A 21784-nucleotide genomic window follows, 5' to 3' on the forward strand; every position below is an offset into this window, starting at 1 on the left:
ATTTTTGGCACGCTGTTGAGTTCTCAAGGAACGGACGCTTCCTTCGTACTCACCCTCTCGGGCTTTCCTCCGGGCGCTTCCCTTCGGTGTTTCCAACCTTACCAGATTCATTTTCCGTTCCGTTTCCGGTTCGGATTCTGTTTCCGGTGGCCGTTGGAGGGCCTTTTGTCTTTCGACTGCCTTTCGGCTTTCCCGACTTTATCAGAGTCTTTTCGGCCGAGCTAATCGGCTTCGTGATCCGAATAAAGGAATCGGGTGGCTCCGCGGAAATCTCGTTTCCGTCGAGAGCGAGAGAGATTCTAGTCGAGACACTCGGACCTGTCCAGTCCGAGGCAACTGTCTAAATCTACCTCCCCACTCCAACCCTGTCAACGGTTTTCGTGGGCGGAGAGGAGACTAGCAGCTCACAGGCCCTGTGCGCACATCAGGCGGCGGTGGGGAGCTCGGCGCTCCGTTCGAAAGCGTCCACGTCGCCCACGTCGCCGGATCGGGCCGCACGGCCGCCGAGGACGTACACGTACGCGAGAAAGACCAGCTCGGCGACGATTCCGATGGTGATGCGGGCCCAGGTCGGGAGGCCGGAGGGGGTCACGAATCCCTCGATCAGGCCGGAGACGAAGAGGACCAGGGCAAGGCCTATGGCCATGCCGAGAGCGGCGCGGCCCTGCTGGGCGAGTGCTGCGCGACGGGACTGGGGGCCCGGGTCGATGAGGGTCCAGCCGAGTCGGAGGCCGGTGCCGGCGGCGACGAAGACCGCGGTGAGTTCGAGCAGGCCGTGCGGCAGGACGAGGCCGAGGAAGGTGTCGAGGCGGCCGGCGGAGGACATGAGGCCGATGCCGACGCCGAGGTTGGCCATGTTGAGGAAGAGGATCCACAGCACCGGGACGCAGAGGAATGCGCCGAGGACCAGGCACATGGCGGCGGCCTGGGCGTTGTTCGTCCAGACCTGGGCTGCGAAGGAGGCCGCGGGGTGGCTGGAGTAGTACGTCTCGTACTCGCCGCCGGGGCGGGTGAGCTGACGCAGCTCCTCGGGGGCGGCGATGGCCGACTGGACCTCGGGATGGGCGCCGATCCACCAGCCGATGACCGCCGCCAGGAGGGTGGACAGCACGGCGGTGGGGATCCACCAGTGGCGGGAGCAGTAGACCGCGGCGGGGAAACCGGCGGTCAGAAAGCGGGCGACGTCTTTCCAGGAGGCGCGGCGGGTGCCCGTGACGGTGGAGCGGGCACGGGCGACGAGCTGGGTGAGCCGGGCCGTGACCATGGGGTCGGGGGCACTGGACTGGATGAGCGACAGATGGGTGGCCGTGCGCTGGTAGAGGGCGACGAGTTCGTCGGTCTCGGCGCCGGTGAGGTGGCGCCCGCGGCGCAGGAGGTGGTCCAGACGGTCCCACTCCGCGCGGTGGGTCATCACGAAGACGTCGAGATCCATGGTCGGCTGCTGCTCCAGGCTGGTTCGTACGGAAGGATGGTTCGTTTTCGTACGGACGATTCGTACAACTGCTCGTACTACTGCGGCGCGCTTCGGGTCAGCTTGGCAGACTGGCGTTCGGAGGGGTCGTGAAGGTCGAAGAACCGTCATGAAAGCGGGAGAGAGGGTGGGCGCGTGAGCGGGGTTGTGACCGGGGACGCCGTCGTACTGGGGCTTCGTCCGGCGAGGCTGCCCAGTCGGGCGCTGGCGCTCGCCATCGATCTCGCCGTCGTGTGGGCGGCGTACCTGCTGATATCCATCGGCCTCGCCATCGCGACGGCCTCGCTGGACGAGGCCGCGGTCACGGCGGTGTCGATCGCAACGTTCGTGCTGGTGCTGGTGGGGGCGCCGATCGCGGTGGAGACGCTCAGTCATGGTCGCTCGCTGGGGAAGCTGGCGTGCGGGCTGAGGGTGGTGCGCGACGACGGCGGGCCCATCCGCTTCCGGCACGCGCTCGTGCGTGGAGCGATGGGGGTCGTGGAGATCCTCATGACCTTCGGTGTGATCGCCTGTATTGCTTCTCTGGTGTCGGCGCGGGGGCGGCGGATCGGGGACGTGTTCGCGGGGACTCTGGTCGTACGGGAACGGGTGCCGGCGGGGCGGGTCGTGCCGGTGCCTCCGCCGCCGCCGTGGCTGGTGGGACGGTTCGCGGAGCTGGATCTGTCGGGAGTGCCCGATGAGCTGTGGCTGGCGATACGTCAGTACCTGACGCGCATGAATCAGCTCGATGGTGAGGTGAGCTGGTCGCTGGCGGGGCGCCTCGCCGACGATCTGGTGGCGCGCACGGGCACGCCCGCGCCTGCGGGGGTGCCGGCGGCGGCGTATCTGGCGGCCGTGGTGAACGAGCGGCAGGCGCGGGAAACGCGGAAGGCGTTCACCGCGGCGGGGGCCGCGGGGCCTGCGGGTTCGGGGGGCGCGGGAAGCGCGATGCCGGCTGGGGCGGCATTCGGGTATCCGGCTCCGTACCCGGGGGCGGTGGCGCCCGGAGCGCCGAGTCCGGCTACGGCGCCGGCGTACCAGGCTCCGGCCGTCCGTCCCGCGCCGGCCACGCCGTCCCCGTCCCTGTCTCCGTCCCAGGCAGCGAGTGCGGGTACGAGTGCGGATGGGCAGTCGGGCGGAGAGGCCACGCCACCTGCGACGGGGTTCGCGCCGCCCGCCTGAGCGCCGACGCGGGTCGGAGTCACGGGAGACCGGTCGGGAGAGGATCGGTCAGGGGAAGACCGATGGTGGGCTCTCGAGGTCTTCGAGTTCGATGCCGGGGGCCGAGAGGACCACGTCGCCGGCGATGTGGATCGTGTGCTGTTCCCCCGTGTCGAGCTCGCTGACCTGGTATTCGTCCACGCTCAGGGAGCCGTTGTCAGTGGCGTGCGCTTCACTCTTCATCAGGGCCCAGGACTGGTCGACCGTGCGGGGGGCGAGGACCGGGTCCGTGAAAGCGACGAGTCGGACGCGCGTCGCGGGGGCGCCGGGAGTGAGCCGGAGCAGCCGGGACGTCGCGACGAGGAAGGCGGGGGACGTGCCGGTGAAGGCGTGGGCGCGGACATTGCCTTCGGTGGCATGAGCGCCGGTGGGGTCGGTGCGGACCCAGGTGACGCCGTCGACTGCGGCGCCCCGGACCTGCCAGCTCGCCGCGTGCAGCTCGAGACGGATGGGGCGGCCGAGTTCGTCGAGGGCCAGGTCGACGGAGCCTGCGTGGTCGCCGGAGGGGGTGGTCACCTGGGAGACGTAGCGCCAGCCGGAAGGGCCGGGGGCGCAGTGGAAGTGCTCTTCACCGAGGGGGGTGTGATCGTGCGGATCATGGAGCGAATAGCGGCCGCGGGGCATGGGGCAGGGTCCTTGCGATGCGTTGAGGCCAGGTAGCGGCCTCCGGACCGCCGGGTCCGAGGTGCCGGTCCGGGGTGCCGCTGCGGGGCGGTGAGCCAGGAAGGCCCGGCTCGACCGACCCGCCCACACGTGAGCGCGGACCGGGCGCAGGCCCCCCGGACGCCGGGGGGCGGGGGGCCTGCGGTGGGTGCGTCAGTAGCGGTAGTGGTCGGGCTTGTACGGGCCCTCGACCTCGACGCCGATGTAGGCGGCCTGCTCGGGGCGGAGCGTCGTGAGCTTCACGCCGAGCGAGTCGAGGTGGAGGCGGGCGACCTTCTCGTCGAGGTGCTTGGGCAGCACGTAGACGTCGGTCGGGTACTCCTCCGGCTTGGTGAACAACTCGATCTGGGCCAGCGTCTGGTCCGCGAACGAGTTGGACATCACGAAGGACGGGTGGCCGGTCGCGTTGCCGAGGTTCAGCAGGCGGCCCTCGGACAGCACGATGATCACCTTGCCGTCGGGGAAGGTCCAGGTGTGGACCTGCGGCTTGACCTCGTCCTTGACGATGCCCGCGACCTTGGCCAGGCCGGCCATGTCGATCTCGTTGTCGAAGTGGCCGATGTTGCCGACGATCGCCTGGTGCTTCATCTTGGCCATGTCCGAGGCCATGATGATGTCCTTGTTGCCCGTCGTGGTGATGAACAGGTCGGCCTTGTCGATGACCTCGTCGAGGGTCGTGACCTGGAAGCCGTCCATCGCCGCCTGGAGCGCGCAGATCGGGTCGATCTCGGTGATGATCACGCGGGCGCCCTGACCGCGCAGGGACTCCGCGCAGCCCTTGCCGACGTCGCCGTAGCCGCAGATGACCGCGACCTTGCCGCCGATGAGGACGTCGGTGGCGCGGTTGATGCCGTCGACCAGGGAGTGGCGGCAGCCGTACTTGTTGTCGAACTTGGACTTGGTGACGGCGTCGTTGACGTTGATCGCCGGGAAGAGGAGGGTGCCGTCGCGCTGCATCTCGTAGAGCCGGTGAACGCCGGTCGTGGTCTCCTCGGTCACACCGCGGATCTCGGACGCCAGGAGGGTCCACTTCTGCGGGTTCTCGGAGAGGGTGCGGTTCAGCAGGGTGAGGATGTGGCCGTACTCCTCGCTGTCCGCGGTGGACGGGTCCGGGGCCTCGCCGGCCTTCTCGAACTCGACGCCCTTGTGGACCAGGAGGGTGGCGTCACCGCCGTCGTCCAGAATCATGTTCGGGCCGCCGGTGGGCGAGTTCGGCCAGGTCAGGGCCTGCTCCGTGCACCACCAGTACTCCTCCAGGGTCTCGCCCTTCCAGGCGAAGACCGGGACGCCCCGGGGGTTGTCCGGCGTGCCGTTCGGACCGACGGCGATGGCGGCCGCGGCATGGTCCTGGGTGGAGAAGATGTTGCAGGACGCCCAGCGGACCTCGGCGCCGAGGGCGACCAGGGTCTCGATCAGTACGGCGGTCTGCACGGTCATGTGCAGGGAGCCGGTGATGCGGGCGCCGGCGAGCGGCTGCGTCTCCGCGTACTCCCTGCGGATCGACATCAGACCGGGCATCTCGTGCTCGGCGAGGGTGATTTCCTTGCGGCCGAAGGCGGCGAGGGAAAGGTCGGCGACCTTGAAGTCCTGACCGGCGGCGACAGTCGTCATTGCGAGCTGCTCCTCAAGAGGGTCGAGGGATGGGTAGGGCTGGCTGGCTCTGCGGCCGCTGCGGCGATACGGGCACACGCATGCCCGGACGCCCGCGGTCGTCCGCAGCGCAGTCCGTCGGAGGCCCTCTCTCCCTCGGCCGGTCCACACTCGCGGACCGCCCGACCGCCATCAGCAGCGACGTCTGGCTCTGGGCACGAATCTACACCGATCGGCCTTGGCGCCCACAGCCCGCCCATGGCCACGCCGCGGCCGGAACCGGTCCGGAGACCTACGGAAGAGGGTCCCTGGAAGGTGATCCGGGTGGGTCGTACGCGCGCATCCCCGCGCCCGTACGACCGTACGGACGCTAGAGGCCCCGGACCGAGCTGGTCGGTCCGGGGCCTGTGCGTGTACGGGCCGCGCGTGCGCGGGCCCGCGTCGGTGCGGGCCTGTGTCAGTGGCCGGGGTCGGCGCCCGGGCCGCCCGGGGACTTGGCCGGGTCGGCGCCCTTCGCGGCCGCCGCCTCGCTGTAGATGTCCGGCTCCAGGTAGATGACGCGGGCGATCGGGACGACGGTGCGGATGCGGTCCTCGGCTGCGTTGATCGCGTCGGCGACCTGGGCGGCCGTGTTGTCGTGCTGGACCGCGACCTTGGCGGCGACCAGCAGCTCCTCCGGGCCGAGGTGGAGCGTACGCATGTGGATGATGGCAGTGACCGTGCTGCCGTCGACGACCGCCGCCTGGATCTTCTCGACGTCCTCGGCGCCTGCCGCCTCACCGAGGAGCAGCGACTTGGTCTCGGCGGCGAGCACCAGCGCGATCAGGATGAGCAGGATGCCGATGCAGAGCGTGCCGATGCCGTCCCAGACGCCGTTGCCCGTGAGCAGGGCGAGGCCGACGCCGCCGAGCGCGAGGACCAGACCGACCAGCGCGCCGAGGTCCTCCAGCAGGACGACCGGGAGCTCGGGGGCCTTGGCGTGGCGGACGAACTCCTTCCAGGAGCGATTGCCGCGCAGGACGTTGGACTCCTTGATGGCCGTACGGAACGAGAACGTCTCGGCGATGATCGCGAAGACGAGGACGCCGATGGGCCAGTACCAGTCCTTGATCTCGTGCGGGTGGGTGATCTTCTCGTAGCCCTCGTAGACCGCGAACATGCCGCCGACCGAGAAGAGGACGATCGAGACGAGGAAGGCGTAGATGTAGCGCTCACGGCCGTAGCCGAACGGGTGCTGCGAGGTGGCCTCGCGCTGCGCCTTCTTGCCGCCGAGGAGCAGCAGGCCCTGGTTGCCGGAGTCGGCGACCGAGTGGACGCTCTCCGCGAGCATCGACGAGGAGCCGCTGAAGAGGAACGCCACGAACTTGGCTACCGCGATCGCAAGATTCGCGGCGAGTGCCGCCACGATGGCCTTGGTTCCGCCTGACGCGCTCATGGGTGCGGGGTGTCCTTCCTCGAAGCTCCTGGTGTACGGGCTCGGCAAGCACCCGGGCCCGTCGTGCCGGGGCAGGCCTCGGCACGGCGGGCCATTGTTGCAGCAGTCGGCACGGACGGCGCGTCAGGCCACCACTGTGGCACGGAAGACCGTTCCTGAACCGGACAGTTCGGCCTTTTCTCCTGCCGGTATGAAGACGGACTCGCCCGGCGCGAGCGTGAACTCGCCCGCCTTCGGGCGACCCGCCGTCGCCAGGAGGATCTGCGGGGTGGCGGCGGTGACATCGACGGGCGCCGCGCCCTCCGACCGTGCGTAACGGGAGAGCCGGAACTCGTCGATCGGGGTGTCGTACACCTCCTCGCCGGAGGGGGACGCCTCCGGGCGCAGGACGCCGGGGTCGGACGCCTCGAAGCGGACGATGCGCAGGAGTTCGGGCACGTCCACGTGCTTGGGAGTCAGTCCGCAGCGCAGGACGTTGTCGGAGTTGGCCATGATCTCGACGGCGAGGCCGCCGAGGTACGCGTGCGGGACGCCGGCTCCGAGGAAGAGGGCCTCGCCGGGCTGCAGCTGGACGTGGTTGAGCAGCATGGCGGCGATGACGCCCGGGTCGCCGGGGAAGTGGTGCGCGATGGCGGCGTACGGGGCGTACAGGCCGCCGAGGCGTTCCGCGGCGGCCGCGGCCTCGGTGACGGTGCGGGCCATTTCCTCCGGGTCGGCGGCGAGGACCGCGGTGAGGACCTCGCGGAGGGCGGCCTCCTCTGGGTGGGCGTGGAGGAGGTCGACGTACGGCTTGAGGGCGTCGACGTCCAGGCCGGCGATGAGGTCCGCCGCTTCGACGGGCGGGCGGAAGCCGCAGAGCCCGTCGAAGGGGGTGAGGGCGCAGACCAGTTCCGGCTTGTGGTTGTCGTCCTTGTAGTTGCGGTGGGGCGCGTCGATCGGGATGCCGGCGCGCTCCTCGGCGGCGTAGCCCTCCTTGGCCTGGGCGAGGTCCGGGTGGACCTGGAGGGAGAGAGGGGCGCCGGCGGCGAGCAGCTTGAGGAGGAACGGGAGGCGGGGGCCGAACTTGTCGGCGGATGCCGCGCCGAGTTCGCGTCCGGGGTCGGCGGCGATGACGTCGTTCAGGGCGCCGCGGTCGGTGCGCGAGGGCGCGCCGGGGTGGGCGCCCATCCACATCTCGGCCTGGGGCTCACCGGTGGGGGCGGTGCCGAGGAGATCCGGGATGAGGGTCGTGGAGCCCCAGGCGTAGGGGCGCACGGTGTTGGTGAGGCGGTCCATGAGGGGCGATCCTCGACTCGGTACGTGGCCGGCACGTGGCTCGTACGTGACTGATCTATGGCTGGTGCGTGGCTGATCTGGGGCGCTTCGGGTGGCTTTACATGGATTTACGTAGCCGTGAGGTGCTCTTACGCAGCCGTGAGGTGCTCGGTGCCGCGTGTCACGACTGGGCGCTGGACGCCGCCAGGGCCAGGTACCCGGCGGCGAAGTCGGTCACGGCGAGGAGCTCGGCGAGGGTCTCCAGCTCGCTGCCCTCCTCCGGTTCCAGCTCGCTGATGGCCGTGTCGTGGCTCAGCGCGAGTTCGCGGGCCGCGGGGGCCGCGGTGAGGTTGCCCTCCGTGCGGTCGCGCAGCAGCAGGACGCGGGCGCGCAGGGCCTGGGGCTCCTCGACGCGGTCGCGGAAGAAGTCCTCGGGGTCGGCGCCCGCGGCGAAGTCGCCCGCGAGGAGGACTTTATGGGCGGGGAGCGCCTCGGGGAGTTCGGCGGCGAGCGCGGGGAGGCCGGCGAGCTCGGCCAGTACGGCGGCGAAGCGGCGGCCGACGGGGGCGGCGGTGCCCTCCGTCCAGATCAGGGGGAGGGTGTCGGCGAGCTCGGCGGCGAGCGTCTTGGCCGGGTTGCTGTACGTCGCGATGGCGGGGCCGCATCGCTCGGCCATGCGGTCGAGGCGGTCGGCGACGCTCTGGAGGGCGTCCGGGGGTGCGCTGACCAGGCCGACGCGGTCGAGGAGCGCGAGGAGCGGGGTGAACAGGGCCCAGAGCGCGCCGGGGCTGGCCGCCGCCTGCGTCTCGTCGTACATCTCCTGCGGGCCGGCCGCCATGGGAACCACCAGGCCGTGGACGTCCCCGACGGCCTCGGAGAGCGGGGAGCGCTGCGGGGCGACGGCGACGACGGTGCAGCCGCGGCGGTACGCCTGCTCGGCAAGGAGGGCGAGCCCGGGCTCGGTGCCGTCGGTGGTGGCGATGAGGAGCAGGTCGACGGAGCCGGCCCAGCCGGGGAGCGCCCAGCGGAGTGCTCCGGCGGCCGGCGCGACGCCGGTGGGGTGCAGTCGGGCGACCGGGGCGGAGGCGCCGGCGAGCGCGGCGATGAGGTCGGCGACTCCGGTGGCGGCGGTGCCGGGGCCTGCGATGAGGACCGCGCGGGGGCGGCCCTCGGGCGTCACCTCGGCGATCCCGGCCTCTGCCGCGTGCCGGGCGGCGGTGCGAACGCGCGCGCCGGCCTCCGCGGCGCCGCGGAGCAGTGCGCGGCGATCGGCGCGGGCGAGGGCTTCCGGGGCGTCGAGGAGTGACTCGTCGAGCATGATGGTGGGCCTCCGATTCGCCGTACGGGGTGCGGGGGCGGGCTCAGGCGGGGCGCGTCAGGCGGGGCGGCGGGCCTCGTCGACGAGGAGGACGGGGATGCCGTCGCGTACGGGGTACGCCAGGCCGCAGTCCTTGCCGGTGCAGATCAGCTCGGGCGATTCCGCTGCCGTTTCGTCGCTGAGCGGGGCGTGGCAGGCCGGGCAGGCGAGGATCTCCAGGAGACCGGCTTCGAGCGGCATGAGGGTGTCCCTTCGAACATGCGGTTTGGGCCAGGTCAGCCTACCGCCGGGGACCGGCCGACGCGGCTCGGCGTGGCGGGGTGCGGGCGGCCCCCGCGGCCCCGGGCGCGATGCCGTGACGGCGGCGCGGCAGCTCCGCGCCGCCGTCACGGCCTCGGGACCTGACGGTCCGTACTCCGACGCCGCCCCCGGCAGGGGTGCCCGGGGTGTCCGTCCTCAAACGCCGGACGGCCTCACGATGCTCCGGTGCCGGCCCCTCGACGGTCTCCGTCGTCAAACGCCGGACCGGCTCGAGATGCTCCCCGGCACCGCCACGACCGACCACGTGCCCGTCCTCGAACGCCCGACGAGCTCAGGACGATCCGGTACCGGCGCTCTGTCAGAGGGTGGTCCGGACCAGGTCCAGGATCTCGTCGCGGACCGCGATCATGGTGAGTTCGTCGCGGGCCTCGACGTTGAGGCGGAGGAGGGGTTCCGTGTTGGAGGGGCGGAGGTTGAACCACCAGTCCGGGGTGGCCACCGTCAGTCCGTCGAGTTCGTCGATGGTGGCGTCCTCGCGGTCGGCGAAGACCCGGCGGACCGCCGCCGTGCGGGCCGTCTGGTCGGCGACCGTGGAGTTGATCTCGCCGGAGCCCCGGTAGCGGTCGTAGCGGGCGACGAGGGCCGAGAGGGTGCCGTCCTGGGTGCCGAGGGCGGCGAGGACGTGGAGGGCGGCGAGCATGCCCGTGTCGGCGTTCCAGAAGTCACGGAAGTAGTAGTGGGCGGAGTGCTCCCCGCCGAAGATCGCGCCCGTGCGGGCCATCTCCTCCTTGATGAAGGAGTGGCCGACGCGGGTACGGACCGGCGTGCCGCCGTGTTCGCGTACGACCTCCGGCACCGACCACGACGTGATCAGGTTGTGGATGACCGTGCCCCCGGGGTGCTTCTCCAGCTCGCGGGCCGCGACCAGCGCCGTGATCGCCGACGGCGAGATCCCCTCGCCCCGCTCGTCGACGACGAAGCAGCGGTCCGCGTCGCCGTCGAAGGCGAGGCCGATGTCCGCGCCCTCGGCGCGCACGCGGGCCTGGAGGTCGGCGATGTTCTTCGGGTCCAGCGGGTTGGCCTCGTGGTTCGGGAAGGTGCCGTCGAGCTCGAAGTACATCGGTACGAGCTCGACCGGCAGCGACGCGAAGACCGTCGGGACCGTGTGGCCGCCCATGCCGTTGCCCGCGTCCACGACGACCTTCAGCGGGCGGATCGACCCGACGTCCACCAGGGAGAGGAGGTGGGCCGCGTAGTCCGTGAGCGTGTCGCGCTCGGTGACCCGGCCGGGGGCGGCGACCGGGGCCGGCGCTCCCTCCGCGAGCCATCCCTCGACGAGCCCGCGGATCTCCCCCAGTCCCGAGTCCTGGCCCACGGGCGCAGCCCCGGCCCGGCACATCTTGATGCCGTTGTACTGCGCGGGGTTGTGCGAGGCCGTGAACATCGCGCCCGGCAGCCCGAACTGCCCCGAGGCGAAGTACAGCTGGTCCGTGGAGCAGAGCCCGATCAGGGTCACGTCCGCGCCCTGGTCCGCCGCGCCGCGCGCGAAGGCCGCCGAGAGCCCGGGCGACGACGGGCGCATGTCGTGGCCGACGACGACCGCGTCCGCTCCCGTCACCCGCACGAAGGCGGCGCCGAACAACTCAGCCAGCGGCTCGTCCCACTGATCGGGCACCACCCCGCGGATGTCGTACGCCTTGATGATCTGCGACAGATCAGCAGCAGATGCAGCGGCCACGGCCCAACCCTCCTGAAGTCTCTGCGGTCGCCTCAAACTACCCGCAGGAGACGGCTCAAAGTGCCCTCACGCAGAGTCCGGCCGTCCGGAAGTCGGCTCGGGGAGGCACGGGAGCTCAGGAGTCGGGGGAACGCAGCACCCGCAGATGGCCGCGGCGCCCGACCTCCATCGGATCCGCCCTGCGGGCACCGCCGCCGCCCGCCTCCGCCGCACGCTCCTGGGGGCGTGCCGCCTCGCGGACCGCGTTGGCCAGCGCTTCGAGGTCGTCGCCGCTGGGCCGGGCCGGGCCGGAGCTGTCCGCGAGCCGTACGACCTCCCAGCCGCGCGGGGCGGTGAGGCGCTCGCTGTGCTCGGCGCACAGGTCGTAGCAGTGGGGTTCGGCGTAGGTGGCGAGCGGGCCGAGGACCGCGGTCGAATCGGCATAGACGTACGTCAGTGTCGCGACGGCAGGGCGGCCGCACGCGGTGCGCGAACAGCGACGTACAGGGCTCACGACGTTGGACGGTACCGCACTCTTGAGCGGGCCGCGACGACTCTCCACCAGGTCACTCCACCGTGTCGTCCTGTGACGTCCGGCACAGCCCCTTTCCGGGCGACCACTCTGACCTGGGCGGGAAGGAAAGGGGCCGGTTGGCGGCCGTGAGCGATCCGGTCAGGGCCCGATACAAATCGCGCCAATCGCGATGAGAACGGCGATCGCAGGGAGGCTAGGAATCGAGCCCAAGCTTGGCCGGAATGTTCAATAAGCGACATGCCGCCTCGGGCGGAGCGACATGCCGCGCGGCAGGCGCGCGGCCCCGGTGCGTGCACGCCCCGGAGAGCTACCCTGCGTCAGTGATGGACACTCCTGTACCGCCCCGCCCGACCGAGCCGAGGGATGCCAGGGAGCCGCGGCCACGCCGCCGCGACCGGCACGGCCGCGGTATGCGAGGGCCCGTCGCCCCGCCCCAGGTACCGCTCTCCGCCAGCAGGGCGGAGACGTTCCGCGATCTTGTGCAGGACTCGGTCGAGCGGCTGGAGCGGCGCTGGCCGCAGCTGACCGAGGTGGAGTTCCTGGTCCAGGATGTGCCGGGTACGCAGGACGAGACCGTGCCGCTGGGCAACTCGGTCCCGGCCGGCAAGGGACAGCCCGCGCGGATCGTCGTCTACCGCCGGCCGGTCGAGATCCGCACGAAGAACCGCGACGAGCGCGCCCTGCTGGTCCACGAGGTCGTCGTGGAGCAGGTGGCGGACCTGCTCGGCCTCTCGCCGGAGTCCGTCGATCCCCGGTACGGGCAGGACTAGCCGGTCCGAAGCCGTAGAGGACGTCCCGTACCGGACCTCCTGTACCGGAGCTCCCGTGCCGGACCTCCCGTGCCGGACCTCCCGTACCGGACCTCCCGTACGGGGCTACTCGTCCAGCACCGAGAGGTCCTGCTCCGCCTGCGGGACCTCGACCGTGCCGCGGTCGTCGGGAAGCGTCTGGACCGTGAACATCTCGATCCCCTTCTGCGGCAGCAGCAGCGTGCGTGCCGCGTGGACCGGGCCGCCGGACTCGGGCTCGATCGTCAGCGCGTACGAACCCTTGAGGCCGGCCGGGACGGGTGGGGTGGTGATCGCGAGGGTCGTGCCGCCCTTCACCGTGTACTTCTTGACGACCGGCTCGCCGCCCCCGGTGCCGGCCGACGCCGTGACCTTCACCTCGGCGGTGGCGTCGGGCGCGGTCAGGGAGAGCACCGAGCCCTTGGCGCGGTTGTCGGCGGCCGTGGCCCGCTCCGTCACGGGCGCGGTCGCGGGGATGAAGGCGAACTCCTGCTTGTCGCCGGTACCCCGCGTGACCTGGAGCGCGGCGACGACGGGCGTCGCCTGGCCGCCGCTCTCCGACGGGCTGAGCAGCAGGGAGCCGGCCTCGCCCTTGGTGACGTCCTTCAGGTCGAGGGACGCGGTCATGCCCGATTTCACCCGCAGACTCTCCGCGCCAGCCGGAGTGATGGTGCCCGACGCGGTCGCCAGCCGCAGCTTCACATCGGCGTCGTCGTCGCCGGGTGCGAACGCCACGAGCCGTACGGACGTCGCATCCGCCGGGATGCCCGGCAGTACGAGCGTGCCGGCCGGGTCCGTGGACGCGGGCAGCCAGTCGCTGCCGGTCTCGTCGCCCGCGCCCCGCACCACGGCGCCCACCCGGCCGGTACGCGTGGCGACGTGCACCGTCACGTCCTCGGCCTTGTCGGTCGTCAGGGTCGGCAGCAGCACGGGCACGCTCGCTCCGGCCGGGACCGGAATGCCTTCGGTCAGCTGGGACTTGAGGGCGCCGTCCTTGCCGTAGAGCTCGATGTCGACGACGGCGGCGGTGTCGTCGGGGTTGGTGAGGTGGACGTAGTCCTGCCGGTCCTTGGCGAGGCTCGCGCCCGGGAACCAGAAGTCGGTGTCGGGCACGGTGCAGCTGACGCCGAGCACACCGCGGCCGCTGCCCGCGGGGACCGTGGTGGTCTGCTGGGTCGTCCAGCCGGGGGCGAACGTGCCGGTGGCGGTGCCGACGAGCGCGGGGGCGTCGCTGCCGGACTCCTCGGCGCCGACCGGCTTCCCGGGCTCCATGAGGGTGAGGAAGGGCTTGTCGGGCGTGGGCTGCTTCGCCGTGCCGGTCTTCTCCTCCTCGTCCTTCTTCTCCTCGTCGGCCGTCTCGTCCGCGTCCTTCTCCGCGTCCTTGTCGGCGGCTCCCTTGTCGAGGTCCGCCAGTGTCGTCACGGACGGCGTCAGTGCGGCCGTCGACTCCGCGTCGGCGTCGGCTTCGCTGCCCGCCGGGGCGAACGACGTGTACGCCGTCTCCCCGATGTCGGACGTGGTGGGCGCCGGGCACAGCAGGCTGGAGCGCTCGACCGGCAGCCGGGCGGGGGCCTTCGCCCCGGCAGTTGCTTCCCCGCCGTCGGGCGCGGTGAGCGCGGCGAGCCCGGTCGCGGCGGCGAGGGCGGTGGCGGCCGCGAGGAGGGACAGGGTCGTGCGGTTCACTGGTTGCTGCTCCCGTCGGGACGCTGCTCGGTCTCGTAGCCGTAGGGGTCGTACTGGCCCGTGCCGTACGGGTCGTACTGCTGCTGCCCGTACTGGTCCTGTGCGTACTGCTGCTGCCCGTACTGCTCCTGCCCGTACTGCTCCTGGCCGTACTGGTCCTGGCCGTACTGCTGCGACGGCTCGGAGTAGGGCTGCTGCTCGCCGTACCCGTACTGCTGCTGGTACTGCTGCTGCTCTCCGTACGTCGCGTATTCCGCGTCGGTGTCCGCGTCCGCGTACGTCCGGGCGCCGTCCCATTCGCCGTACTGCTGCTGGGGCACCGCCGCATACGGCTCCGGCTCCGGCTCCCGGTCCGGCGCCGATTGCGGCTCGTACTCGTGCTCGTGCTCGGGAGCTGCCAGGCCCTCCGCTTCCGCCTCCGCCTGGGCCGCCGCCCGCAGCCTGCGGGCCCTGCGCCCCTCGCCCTCCACGGGCTGGGCCGGGATCGCGGCCTCCTCGTCCGGGAGATCGTCGTCGATCTCGCGGCGGCGGCCGGGCAGGGCGAGGACCAGCAGGACGAGTGCGAGCGCGCCCTGCGCCCAGATCCACGCGGTGTGGGTGACGGGCTCCTCGTAGGTGAGGTCGAGCTTGCCGCCCTCCGTGGGGAGTTCGAAGCCCTGGGCCCAGCCGTCGACGGTCGTCTTCGAGAGCGCCCGGCCGTCGAGCGTGGCCTGCCAGCCGTCGTCTGCGCGGTCCGCGATGCGCAGCACGCGGCCGGACGGGCCCGACGGGATCTCGGTGTGGGCCTCGACGGGTCCGGAGGCCACGGGCAGCGGGTCCTCCTTGCCGTTCACGATGACCGCGCGGGCGACCTGGCGGTCGACGCGCCACAGCGCACTGCCGTCGAGCTGGCTGAGCCTGGACAGGCCCGGCGTGGCGTCGAGGACACGGCTCATCTGGCGCGGCGCCCCGTCCCGTACGAGCACGTACCGGATCGCGAAGCCGCTGAGCTGGCTGGTCTGGTCGGCGCCGGAACCCGCGACCAGATTGGCGACGACCTTGTCGAGGCGGGCGTCGCTGCCACCGGTCTCGCTCAGCTCGGCGTCGCCGAGGCGGGCGCCGGAGCCGCGGACCAGGCTGTACGACACCTCGGCGGCGGAGGTGCCGCCGAGGACGAGGGTGCGCGGCTGGTCGCGGGTGCCGCTCTCCTCGGCGACGAACGCCGGGACCTGCACCGGGTCGCGGCGCTCCAGCGGTCCCGCGGCCCCGCTGATCATCCAGTTGGCCGCGGCGAGCAGCGGAGCGGCGACGGCCGCAAGGGCGATGAGCGCGGCGACGGGCTGCCGCCAGCCGAACGACTCCGCGGCGACGCGCTCGCGGGCGCCTTCCGCGCCGAGCACGGCGGCGGTCAGCAGCGCGATGCCGTAAAGGAGCGTGGCGGGCCCGGCCCAGCCCGAACCGTTGGCGACGACCGCGAAGACGAGGCCGACGACCGCGACGGCCCATGCGGTCCGGATCGCGAACTGCCGCTCACCGCGCAGCAGCGCAGCGAGCGCCGCGAGGACGACGCCGATGAGCACCAGACCGCCGAGGGCCTTCGGGCCGCCGGGGCTGATGCCGAGCAGATCGAGCGCGGAGGCCGAGCCGGCACCGAAGTCCAGGCCCGCCTCGCGGAAGAAGCCCGAAGAGTCGGTCAGCAGGGACAGCGACCAGGGCGCGAGGACCAGCAGCGGGGTCCCGACGACGGCGACGAGACGCAGCCCGTACGCGGTGAGGTCGTCGCGCCGCAGCACCAGGGCGGCGATCCCGAGGACGACCGCGATGGGCCACACGATCGGCGTGAAGGCCATCGTGAAGGTCAGGAGCAGGGCATACGCCCAGGTGGCGCGCCAGCTGCCGCGCGCACCGTCCTCGCGGCCGATTCCGTACGCCGCCGTCGCGGCGCGTGCGATCAGCGGCAGCACGATCGCGAGGACGGCCGTGCCGAGCCGGCCGGTGGCGAGGGCGCCCGTCGCGGCGGGCAGGAAGGCGTAGGCGATGGACGCCCAGGCGCGCAGCGGCCGGGACTCGACGAGCGGCCGCGACGCGAAGTACGCCGTGACACCGGCGAGCGGCACCGAGCAGACGAGCAGCAGGGTGAGCGCGAAGCCGGTGGAGCCGAGGAAGAGCCCGGACAGGACGGCGAGGACCGCGAGATACGGGGGCGCCGTCTGGGTGCCGCCGGTGCCGAGGGGATGCCACGCGTCGGCGTACCGCCCCCAGAGACCTGACACCTCGTCGGGCGCGGGCAGCAGCGCACCGCCCGCGAGTGCGCCGCCGGTGAGGAGTGCGCGGCAGGCGACGAGCGAGACGAGGAGCAGGAGCGCGAAGAGGACGGGTCCCGGCTTGCGGGCGATCCGCTTCAGCCGGGCGAACTGCTCGATCTCCAGAAAGTCCGCGTCGTCGCCGCCGGGGCCCGACTCGACGACGCCGTGGCGCGAGCCTCCGGAGTCGGAGTCCTTGCCGGCGCCGAGGCTGCTCGCGACCTGCTCGGCCGTGGCCCGGACGGTGGCGCCGGGCGGCGGGAACAGCGATCGCAGTTCGCTCGCGTCCACCGCGGGCTTTCTGCGCCGGCGGCGGGCGGCGAGGATCCTCTCGGGGCGCAGCAGGGTGCCGAAGAGGCCCATGACCTCGTCGACGGCCTGGCCGGGCGCCTTGCCGACGAGATAGGCGAGGGTGCGCACCAGGGTGCCGAGGAGGAGCCGGAGCAGGACGAAGGGGAGGGCGCGGCCGCGCGCGTTGGCCAGCAGGGTGTAGACGGCACCCGCCTTGTCGACGCGGTGCGGGCTGGCGACGGAGCGGCCCGCGCAGTCGACGGTGCGGCGCTCGCGGGCAGCGGCCTCGGCGTGGCGGAGGACGGCGTCGGGGGCGACGAGGACGCGGTGCCCGGCGGCGTGTGCGCGCCAGCACAGATCGACGTCGTCGCGCATGAGGGGCAGCCGGCGGTCGAAGCCGCCGAGCTCCTCCCACACGTCACGGCGGATGAGCATGCCGGCGGAGGAGACGGACAGGACGGAGCGGACCTGGTCGTGCTGGCCCTGGTCCTGCTCGCGGCGGTCGAGTCCGGTCCAGCGGCGGCCGCTGTTGGCGATGGAGACGCCGGCCTCGAGGAGCTGCTTGCGGTCGTACCAGCCGCGCAGCTTGGGGCCGACGATCGCCGCGTATGCGTCGGAGTCGGCGACGCGCAGCAGTTCGGCGAGGGCGTCGGGGGCGGGGGCGCAGTCGTCGTGGAGCAGCCAGAGCCACTGGACCGGTTCGCCGTAGGGCAGTTCCGGCATCTCGTAGGCCTCGTCGCGCCACGTCCTGGTCACCGGGTCCCAGCCGCTGGGCCGCTTCAGGTAGGGCAGGTCGTCGGGCGTGAGCACGGCGGCGGTGCGGACGGCCTCGTCCACGGCGGTACCGAATCCCGTGCGGCGCGCGAGATGCAGCACCCGGTCGGCGCCGAGCGCGTCGGTGACCAGGTGCGCGGAGTCGTCGGCGCTGCCGGTGTCGGCCGCGACGACGTTCTGCACGGGGCGCTCCTGGCCGAGCAGCCCGGCGAGCGCGTCCGGCAGCCAGCGGGCACCGTCGTGCGAGACGAGAACGGCGGTGACGACGTGCCGAGGGAACTCGGGCGGCGTTGCGGGAACAAACACGGCGGTGGTGGCGGACATTGAGGTACGGGCCCTCCGGCCGGGGTCACCCCGCGAGGGGGCCTGGAGCGTCTGGGACGGGGCCCCACACTAACGGCTGACACGAAGACGGTCCGCCGCCTGTGGACAGAGCCACGGGCAACGGACCGTTCCTACGTGCGGGTGCGTGCTGTCTTACGTGCGGGTGTGTGCTGTTTGGTCGGACAGCACAGGGGGCGGCCGCAAGGCTCGGCCGGGGAGCCGGCGGGACAGCTGCGTCGGCAGCCCGGTCAGACGGCGGCCTTCTTGAGACGGCGGCGCTCACGCTCGGACAGGCCGCCCCAGATACCGAATCGCTCGTCGTTGGCGAGGGCGTACTCGAGGCATTCGGAGCGGACTTCGCAGGCGAGGCAGACCTTCTTGGCTTCGCGAGTGGAACCGCCCTTCTCCGGAAAGAAGGACTCGGGGTCGGTCTGGGCGCACAACGCGCGCTCCTGCCAGCCGAGTTCCTCTTCCGCGTCCTCGACCAGCAGTTGCTGGAACAGCTCGGTCATGTGCGCCCCTCGTCTGTCTTTGCGTCCCCGTGACGTAGCCGTTACCGATATCGGCCGAACGACACGAGTGAAATTACAAGTGTGCGGATCCGGGCCAGTCAAGCCGAGATCTGCTATTGGGCCCGGTATTCACTCTGCGGAACCAAGGCTATGCGGAAAGTGTTCAAATCACCAAAAACGCGACATATGCCACTGACCTGTCCGCCGACCGGCCCACCGACCCGTCCGCGCGCCCCGCACCCTCTCCTTCTCCCGCTGCGGGACCGGCATTGCACCGGTCCTCACGAGGGAAGGACGCCGCACGGTTCGATCTTGTTGCCATCCGGGCGCACAAGCGATCCGGATCACAGTCCGATCACGAGACCGCGACGGCGTTTGCGAGCGCGGTTGCTGCGCGATGTCTCCGGCCGCACGGCTGCACAAACCTTTCCCTGGCTGGAGTAACCGGATGAGGTGAAACATTGCCGCCAAACCGGGCATCGAGTTGACATTCGGGAGTGTGTTGGCCACCTTGGAAGGCATGCCAGCGACCGCAGCGTCTTCCGCGACCCCCATCGGTGGGTTCCGCAGCGCTGTCCAGGGTCGCTGTTGCTGTTGCTGTTCCAGCTGTTGATGCCGTAGCGCTCCAGCTCCTCTTCCCCTCCGCCTCCGCGCGGGGACTCGCGACACCCCAGCACTGACCATTCTGTTTCTGCCGAGGAACCACCGCACCCATGAACAGCGACAGCGACCTCCAGATCGCCGGCGACATCCTCGAGGTCCAGCACCTCCTCCAGCCCGCCCGCGAGCACCCGGCGACCGTGGCCGAGTTCGCCGGCCTCGCCCGCTCCATCGCCGCCGACCGCGCGCAGTGGGCCCACCTCGTCCGCTACGACGCCACCACCCGCTGGTACCACCGGCTGCGCACCGGCCCCGGGTACGAGGTCTGGCTGCTCTCCTGGGTCCCCGGCCAGAGCAGCGGGCTCCACGACCACGGCCGGTCGTCCGGTGTACTCACCGTCCTCGACGGCGAGTTGACGGAACGGACGGCCACCGCCGCCCGGTCCCTGGCCGCCGGCGCCCAGCGCGTCTTCGCACCCGGATATGTGCACGAGGTGGTCAACGACTCGCTCGAACCGGCCGTGAGTCTGCACATCTACTTCCCGGGCCTGACCGAGATGCCGATGCACGCCTCGCACTGCTCCCCGGCCCGCGAGGACGTCGCCGTCGCCTGACACGCCCCTCCCGCCGCCCCTCCCGCCGCCCCTCCCACCACCCCCCATCCGCACCGCCTCCGGCTGACAGACTGTCTTCATGCGCATTGTGGTTCTGGCCGGTGGCATCGGCGGTGCTCGTTTTCTGCGTGGCCTCAAGGCCGCCGCCCCGGATGCCGACATCACGGTCATCGGCAACACCGGTGACGACATCCATCTGTTCGGGCTGAAGGTCTGCCCGGACCTCGACACGGTGATGTACACGCTCGGCGGCGGCATCAACGAGGAGCAGGGCTGGGGACGCAAGGACGAGACCTTCCTGGTCAAGAGCGAGCTCGCGGCATACGGCGTGGGCCCGGAATGGTTCGGGCTCGGCGACCGTGACTTCGCCACCCACATCGTCCGTACGCAGATGCTGGGCGCGGGCTATCCGCTGAGCGCCGTCACCGAGGCGCTGTGCGACCGCTGGCAGCCCGGCGTGCGGCTCATCCCCATGACCGACGACCGCGTCGAGACCCACGTCGCCGTCGATGTCGACGGCGAGCGCAAGGCGATCCACTTCCAGGAGTACTGGGTCAGGCTGCGCGCCTCCGTCGACGCCCACGCCATCGTGCCGGTGGGCGCCGAGCAGGCCAAGCCCGCGCCGGGCGTGCTGGAGGCGATCTCCACCGCCGACGTCATCCTCTTCCCGCCGTCCAACCCCGTGGTGAGCGTGGGAACGATCCTCGCGGTGCCCGGCATCCGGGAGGGAATCGCGGAGGCGGGCGTCCCGGTCGTCGGCCTCTCCCCCATCGTCGGCGACGCACCGGTACGCGGCATGGCCGACAAGGTGCTGGCGGCGGTCGGTGTCGAGTCGACGGCGGCGGCCGTGGCGCAGCACTACGGCTCGGGCCTGCTGGACGGCTGGCTCGTGGACACCGTGGACGCCGGTGCCGTGGCCGAGGTCGAGGAGGCCGGAATCCGGTGCAAGGCCGTGCCGCTGATGATGACGGACGTCGAGGCCGCGGCCACGATGGCGCGTGAGGCGCTGGCGCTCGCGGAGGAGGTACGGGCATGACCGGGGCACAGACTCCTCCGTCGTACCGGGCCTGGGCGCTGCCCGGGCTGCCCGAGGTCCGGCCGGGCGACGACATCGCCAAGCTGATCGCGGCGACCGAACCGGGTCTCGTGGACGGCGACGTCCTGCTCGTCACATCGAAGATCGTGAGCAAGGCGGAAGGGCGGATCGTCACGGCCGACGACCGCGAGGCCGCCATCGACGCGGAGACGGTACGGGTCGTGGCGCGGCGCGGCGCCCTCCGTATCGTCGAGAACCGGCAGGGCCTGGTCATGGCAGCGGCCGGGGTCGACGCCTCCAACACCCCTGCCGGGACCGTGCTGTTGCTCCCCGAGGACCCCGACGCCTCGGCCGCCCGCCTCCGCGAAGGGCTGCGGGACACACTCGGCGTCGAGGTCGGTGTGGTCGTCACGGACACCTCCGGCCGGCCCTGGCGGACCGGGCTCACCGATGTCGCGATCGGGGCCGCGGGCGTGCGGGTCCTGGACGATCTGCGCGGCGGCGAGGACGCGTACGGGAATCCGCTGAGCGCGACCGTCGTCGCCACCGCGGACGAGCTGGCCGCGGCCGGCGACCTGGTCAAGGGCAAGGCGGCCGGGCTGCCGGTCGCGGTGGTGCGCGGACTCGGCCACGTGGTCTCCGCGGAGGCCGAAGGGGCGCGGGCCCTGGTGCGGGTGGCCGCGGACGACATGTTCCGGCTGGGCACGTCGGAGGCCGTACGGGAAGCGGTGACACTGCGCCGCACGGTGCGGGAATTCACGGACGACCCGGTGGACCCGGCCGCGGTGCGGCGTGCGGTCGCCGCGGCGGTCACGGCGCCCGCGCCGCATCACACGACGCCGTGGCGCTTCGTTCTGCTCGAGTCCGAGGGGTCACGGGTGCGGCTGCTGGACGCGATGCGGGAGGCATGGATCGCCGACCTGCGGCGCGACGGTAAGTCCGAGGCGTCCGTCGACCGGCGGATCAAGCGCGGCGACGTCCTGCGCAACGCGCCGTATCTGGTCGTCCCGTGCCTGGTGATGGACGGCTCGCACACGTACGGCGACGCCCGGCGGGACGCAGCGGAGCGCGAAATGTTCGTGGTCGCGGCCGGCGCGGGCGTGCAGAACTTCCTGGTGGCGCTGGCGGGTGAGCGGCTCGGGTCGGCGTGGGTGTCGTCGACGATGTTCTGCCGCGACGTCGTGCGCGAGGTCCTCGGGCTGCCTGAGTCGTGGGACCCGATGGGGGCGGTCGCCGTGGGACAGCCGGCGGCCCCGCCGAAGGACCGGCCGGCGCGGGAGGCGTCGGCGTTCATCGAGGTGCGCTGACTGAGCACGGCACGGCCTCGCCCCGCACTGCCTCAACCCGCACTGCCTCAACCCGCACTGCCTCGCCCCGCACCGCCTCGCCCCGCACCGCCTCGCCCCGCACTGCCTCGTCCCGCGCGGCTGCCGTCA

At 71.9% G+C, this 21784-nt stretch carries 17 protein-coding genes; 5 read left to right on the top strand and 12 right to left on the bottom strand.

Features of this window, described 5'->3' with window-relative positions:
• Window positions 1–424 precede the first annotated feature (424 nt).
• Window positions 425–1432 (bottom strand): stage II sporulation protein M, encoded by a 1008-nt coding sequence (locus ACWCP0_RS12400; protein WP_451078773.1) that lies wholly within the window; start codon window positions 1430–1432, stop codon window positions 425–427.
• A gap of 174 nt (window positions 1433–1606) precedes the next feature.
• On the opposite strand from ACWCP0_RS12400, the gene ACWCP0_RS12405 reads away from it, so the two are divergent.
• Window positions 1607–2632 carry an RDD family protein gene (locus ACWCP0_RS12405; protein WP_451078774.1) on the top strand — a complete coding sequence of 342 codons (1026 nt, stop codon included), beginning with the start codon at window positions 1607–1609 and terminating at the stop codon, window positions 2630–2632.
• 48 nt (window positions 2633–2680) lie between these two features.
• Here the strand turns inward: ACWCP0_RS12405 and ACWCP0_RS12410 are convergent, their stop codons facing one another.
• From ACWCP0_RS12410 to ACWCP0_RS12445, 8 genes are all read right to left on the bottom strand, one after another.
• Entirely contained in the window at window positions 2681–3295 is a 615-nt protein-coding gene (locus tag ACWCP0_RS12410) for a hypothetical protein (protein ID WP_451078775.1), read from the bottom strand.
• A gap of 192 nt (window positions 3296–3487) precedes the next feature.
• A complete protein-coding gene (gene ahcY / locus ACWCP0_RS12415; protein WP_451078776.1) occupies window positions 3488–4945 on the bottom strand; it encodes an adenosylhomocysteinase in 1458 nt (485 codons plus the stop codon).
• 436 nt (window positions 4946–5381) lie between these two features.
• The gene (locus tag ACWCP0_RS12420; RefSeq protein ID WP_451078777.1) at window positions 5382–6359 is read right to left on the bottom strand and encodes a cation diffusion facilitator family transporter; all 978 of its coding nucleotides are present in this window, start codon (window positions 6357–6359) and stop codon (window positions 5382–5384) included.
• Between the two features lie 123 nt (window positions 6360–6482).
• A complete protein-coding gene (gene manA, locus ACWCP0_RS12425; protein WP_451078778.1) occupies window positions 6483–7634 on the bottom strand; it encodes a mannose-6-phosphate isomerase, class I in 1152 nt (383 codons plus the stop codon).
• Window positions 7635–7794: 160 nt separating this feature from the next.
• Complete coding sequence (locus ACWCP0_RS12430; RefSeq protein WP_451078779.1) at window positions 7795–8931, bottom strand: SIS domain-containing protein; 1137 nt, start codon at window positions 8929–8931, stop codon at window positions 7795–7797.
• Window positions 8932–8988: 57 nt separating this feature from the next.
• Window positions 8989–9171, bottom strand: coding sequence for a Trm112 family protein (locus ACWCP0_RS12435; protein WP_351227744.1), 183 nt, complete (start codon window positions 9169–9171; stop codon window positions 8989–8991).
• Between the two features lie 379 nt (window positions 9172–9550).
• The gene (locus tag ACWCP0_RS12440; protein ID WP_451078780.1) at window positions 9551–10930 is read right to left on the bottom strand and encodes a phosphomannomutase/phosphoglucomutase; all 1380 of its coding nucleotides are present in this window, start codon (window positions 10928–10930) and stop codon (window positions 9551–9553) included.
• 115 nt (window positions 10931–11045) lie between these two features.
• Window positions 11046–11471 carry a DUF3499 domain-containing protein gene (locus tag ACWCP0_RS12445; protein ID WP_451078781.1) on the bottom strand — a complete coding sequence of 142 codons (426 nt, stop codon included), beginning with the start codon at window positions 11469–11471 and terminating at the stop codon, window positions 11046–11048.
• 296 nt (window positions 11472–11767) lie between these two features.
• On the opposite strand from ACWCP0_RS12445, the gene ACWCP0_RS12450 reads away from it, so the two are divergent.
• On the top strand, window positions 11768–12214 hold the full coding sequence (locus tag ACWCP0_RS12450; RefSeq protein ID WP_451078782.1) for a metallopeptidase family protein: 447 nt from the start codon (window positions 11768–11770) through the stop codon (window positions 12212–12214).
• A gap of 105 nt (window positions 12215–12319) precedes the next feature.
• Here the strand turns inward: ACWCP0_RS12450 and ACWCP0_RS12455 are convergent, their stop codons facing one another.
• The 3 genes from ACWCP0_RS12455 to ACWCP0_RS12465 all read right to left on the bottom strand — a co-directional run bounded on the left by ACWCP0_RS12455 (window position 12320) and on the right by ACWCP0_RS12465 (window position 18098).
• A complete protein-coding gene (locus ACWCP0_RS12455; protein ID WP_451078783.1) occupies window positions 12320–13915 on the bottom strand; it encodes a DUF5719 family protein in 1596 nt (531 codons plus the stop codon).
• Window positions 13912–17586, bottom strand: a complete 3675-nt coding sequence (locus ACWCP0_RS12460) for a glycosyltransferase (protein ID WP_451078784.1) — start codon at window positions 17584–17586, stop codon at window positions 13912–13914. Before ACWCP0_RS12460 ends, ACWCP0_RS12455 begins: the two co-directional genes overlap by 4 nt.
• Window positions 17587–17834: 248 nt before the next feature.
• Window positions 17835–18098 (bottom strand): WhiB family transcriptional regulator, encoded by a 264-nt coding sequence (locus ACWCP0_RS12465; protein ID WP_077974550.1) that lies wholly within the window; start codon window positions 18096–18098, stop codon window positions 17835–17837.
• A 713-nt stretch (window positions 18099–18811) separates the two neighbouring features.
• Here ACWCP0_RS12465 and ACWCP0_RS12470 point away from each other — a divergent pair.
• The 3 genes from ACWCP0_RS12470 to ACWCP0_RS12480 all read left to right on the top strand — a co-directional run bounded on the left by ACWCP0_RS12470 (window position 18812) and on the right by ACWCP0_RS12480 (window position 21655).
• Window positions 18812–19312: a cysteine dioxygenase gene (locus ACWCP0_RS12470; protein WP_451078785.1), complete on the top strand. Its 501-nt coding sequence runs from the start codon at window positions 18812–18814 to the stop codon at window positions 19310–19312.
• Between the two features lie 79 nt (window positions 19313–19391).
• A complete protein-coding gene (gene cofD, locus ACWCP0_RS12475; RefSeq protein ID WP_451078786.1) occupies window positions 19392–20348 on the top strand; it encodes a 2-phospho-L-lactate transferase in 957 nt (318 codons plus the stop codon).
• Window positions 20345–21655, top strand: a complete 1311-nt coding sequence (locus tag ACWCP0_RS12480; RefSeq protein ID WP_451078787.1) for a coenzyme F420-0:L-glutamate ligase — start codon at window positions 20345–20347, stop codon at window positions 21653–21655. The genes cofD and ACWCP0_RS12480 overlap by 4 nt, the downstream gene beginning before the upstream one ends.
• Window positions 21656–21784 lie beyond the last annotated feature (129 nt).

The organism is Streptomyces sp. NPDC001970, from assembly GCF_053594115.1.

Excerpts from the sequence above, each read along its gene's own strand:
- ACWCP0_RS12410 (WP_451078775.1), bottom strand. The coding sequence starts at position 3,295 with ATGCCCCGCGGCCGCTATTCGCTCCATGATCCGCACGATCACACCCCC.
- ACWCP0_RS12460 (WP_451078784.1), bottom strand. The coding sequence starts at position 17,586 with ATGTCCGCCACCACCGCCGTGTTTGTTCCCGCAACGCCGCCCGAGTTC.
- cofD (WP_451078786.1), top strand. The coding sequence starts at position 19,392 with ATGCGCATTGTGGTTCTGGCCGGTGGCATCGGCGGTGCTCGTTTTCTG.
- ACWCP0_RS12435 (WP_351227744.1), bottom strand. The coding sequence starts at position 9,171 with ATGCCGCTCGAAGCCGGTCTCCTGGAGATCCTCGCCTGCCCGGCCTGC.
- ACWCP0_RS12430 (WP_451078779.1), bottom strand. The coding sequence starts at position 8,931 with ATGCTCGACGAGTCACTCCTCGACGCCCCGGAAGCCCTCGCCCGCGCC.
- ACWCP0_RS12420 (WP_451078777.1), bottom strand. The coding sequence starts at position 6,359 with ATGAGCGCGTCAGGCGGAACCAAGGCCATCGTGGCGGCACTCGCCGCG.
- ACWCP0_RS12480 (WP_451078787.1), top strand. The coding sequence starts at position 20,345 with ATGACCGGGGCACAGACTCCTCCGTCGTACCGGGCCTGGGCGCTGCCC.
- ACWCP0_RS12470 (WP_451078785.1), top strand. The coding sequence starts at position 18,812 with ATGAACAGCGACAGCGACCTCCAGATCGCCGGCGACATCCTCGAGGTC.
- ACWCP0_RS12400 (WP_451078773.1), bottom strand. The coding sequence starts at position 1,432 with ATGGATCTCGACGTCTTCGTGATGACCCACCGCGCGGAGTGGGACCGT.
- ahcY (WP_451078776.1), bottom strand. The coding sequence starts at position 4,945 with ATGACGACTGTCGCCGCCGGTCAGGACTTCAAGGTCGCCGACCTTTCC.
- ACWCP0_RS12465 (WP_077974550.1), bottom strand. The coding sequence starts at position 18,098 with ATGACCGAGCTGTTCCAGCAACTGCTGGTCGAGGACGCGGAAGAGGAA.
- ACWCP0_RS12450 (WP_451078782.1), top strand. The coding sequence starts at position 11,768 with ATGGACACTCCTGTACCGCCCCGCCCGACCGAGCCGAGGGATGCCAGG.
- manA (WP_451078778.1), bottom strand. The coding sequence starts at position 7,634 with ATGGACCGCCTCACCAACACCGTGCGCCCCTACGCCTGGGGCTCCACG.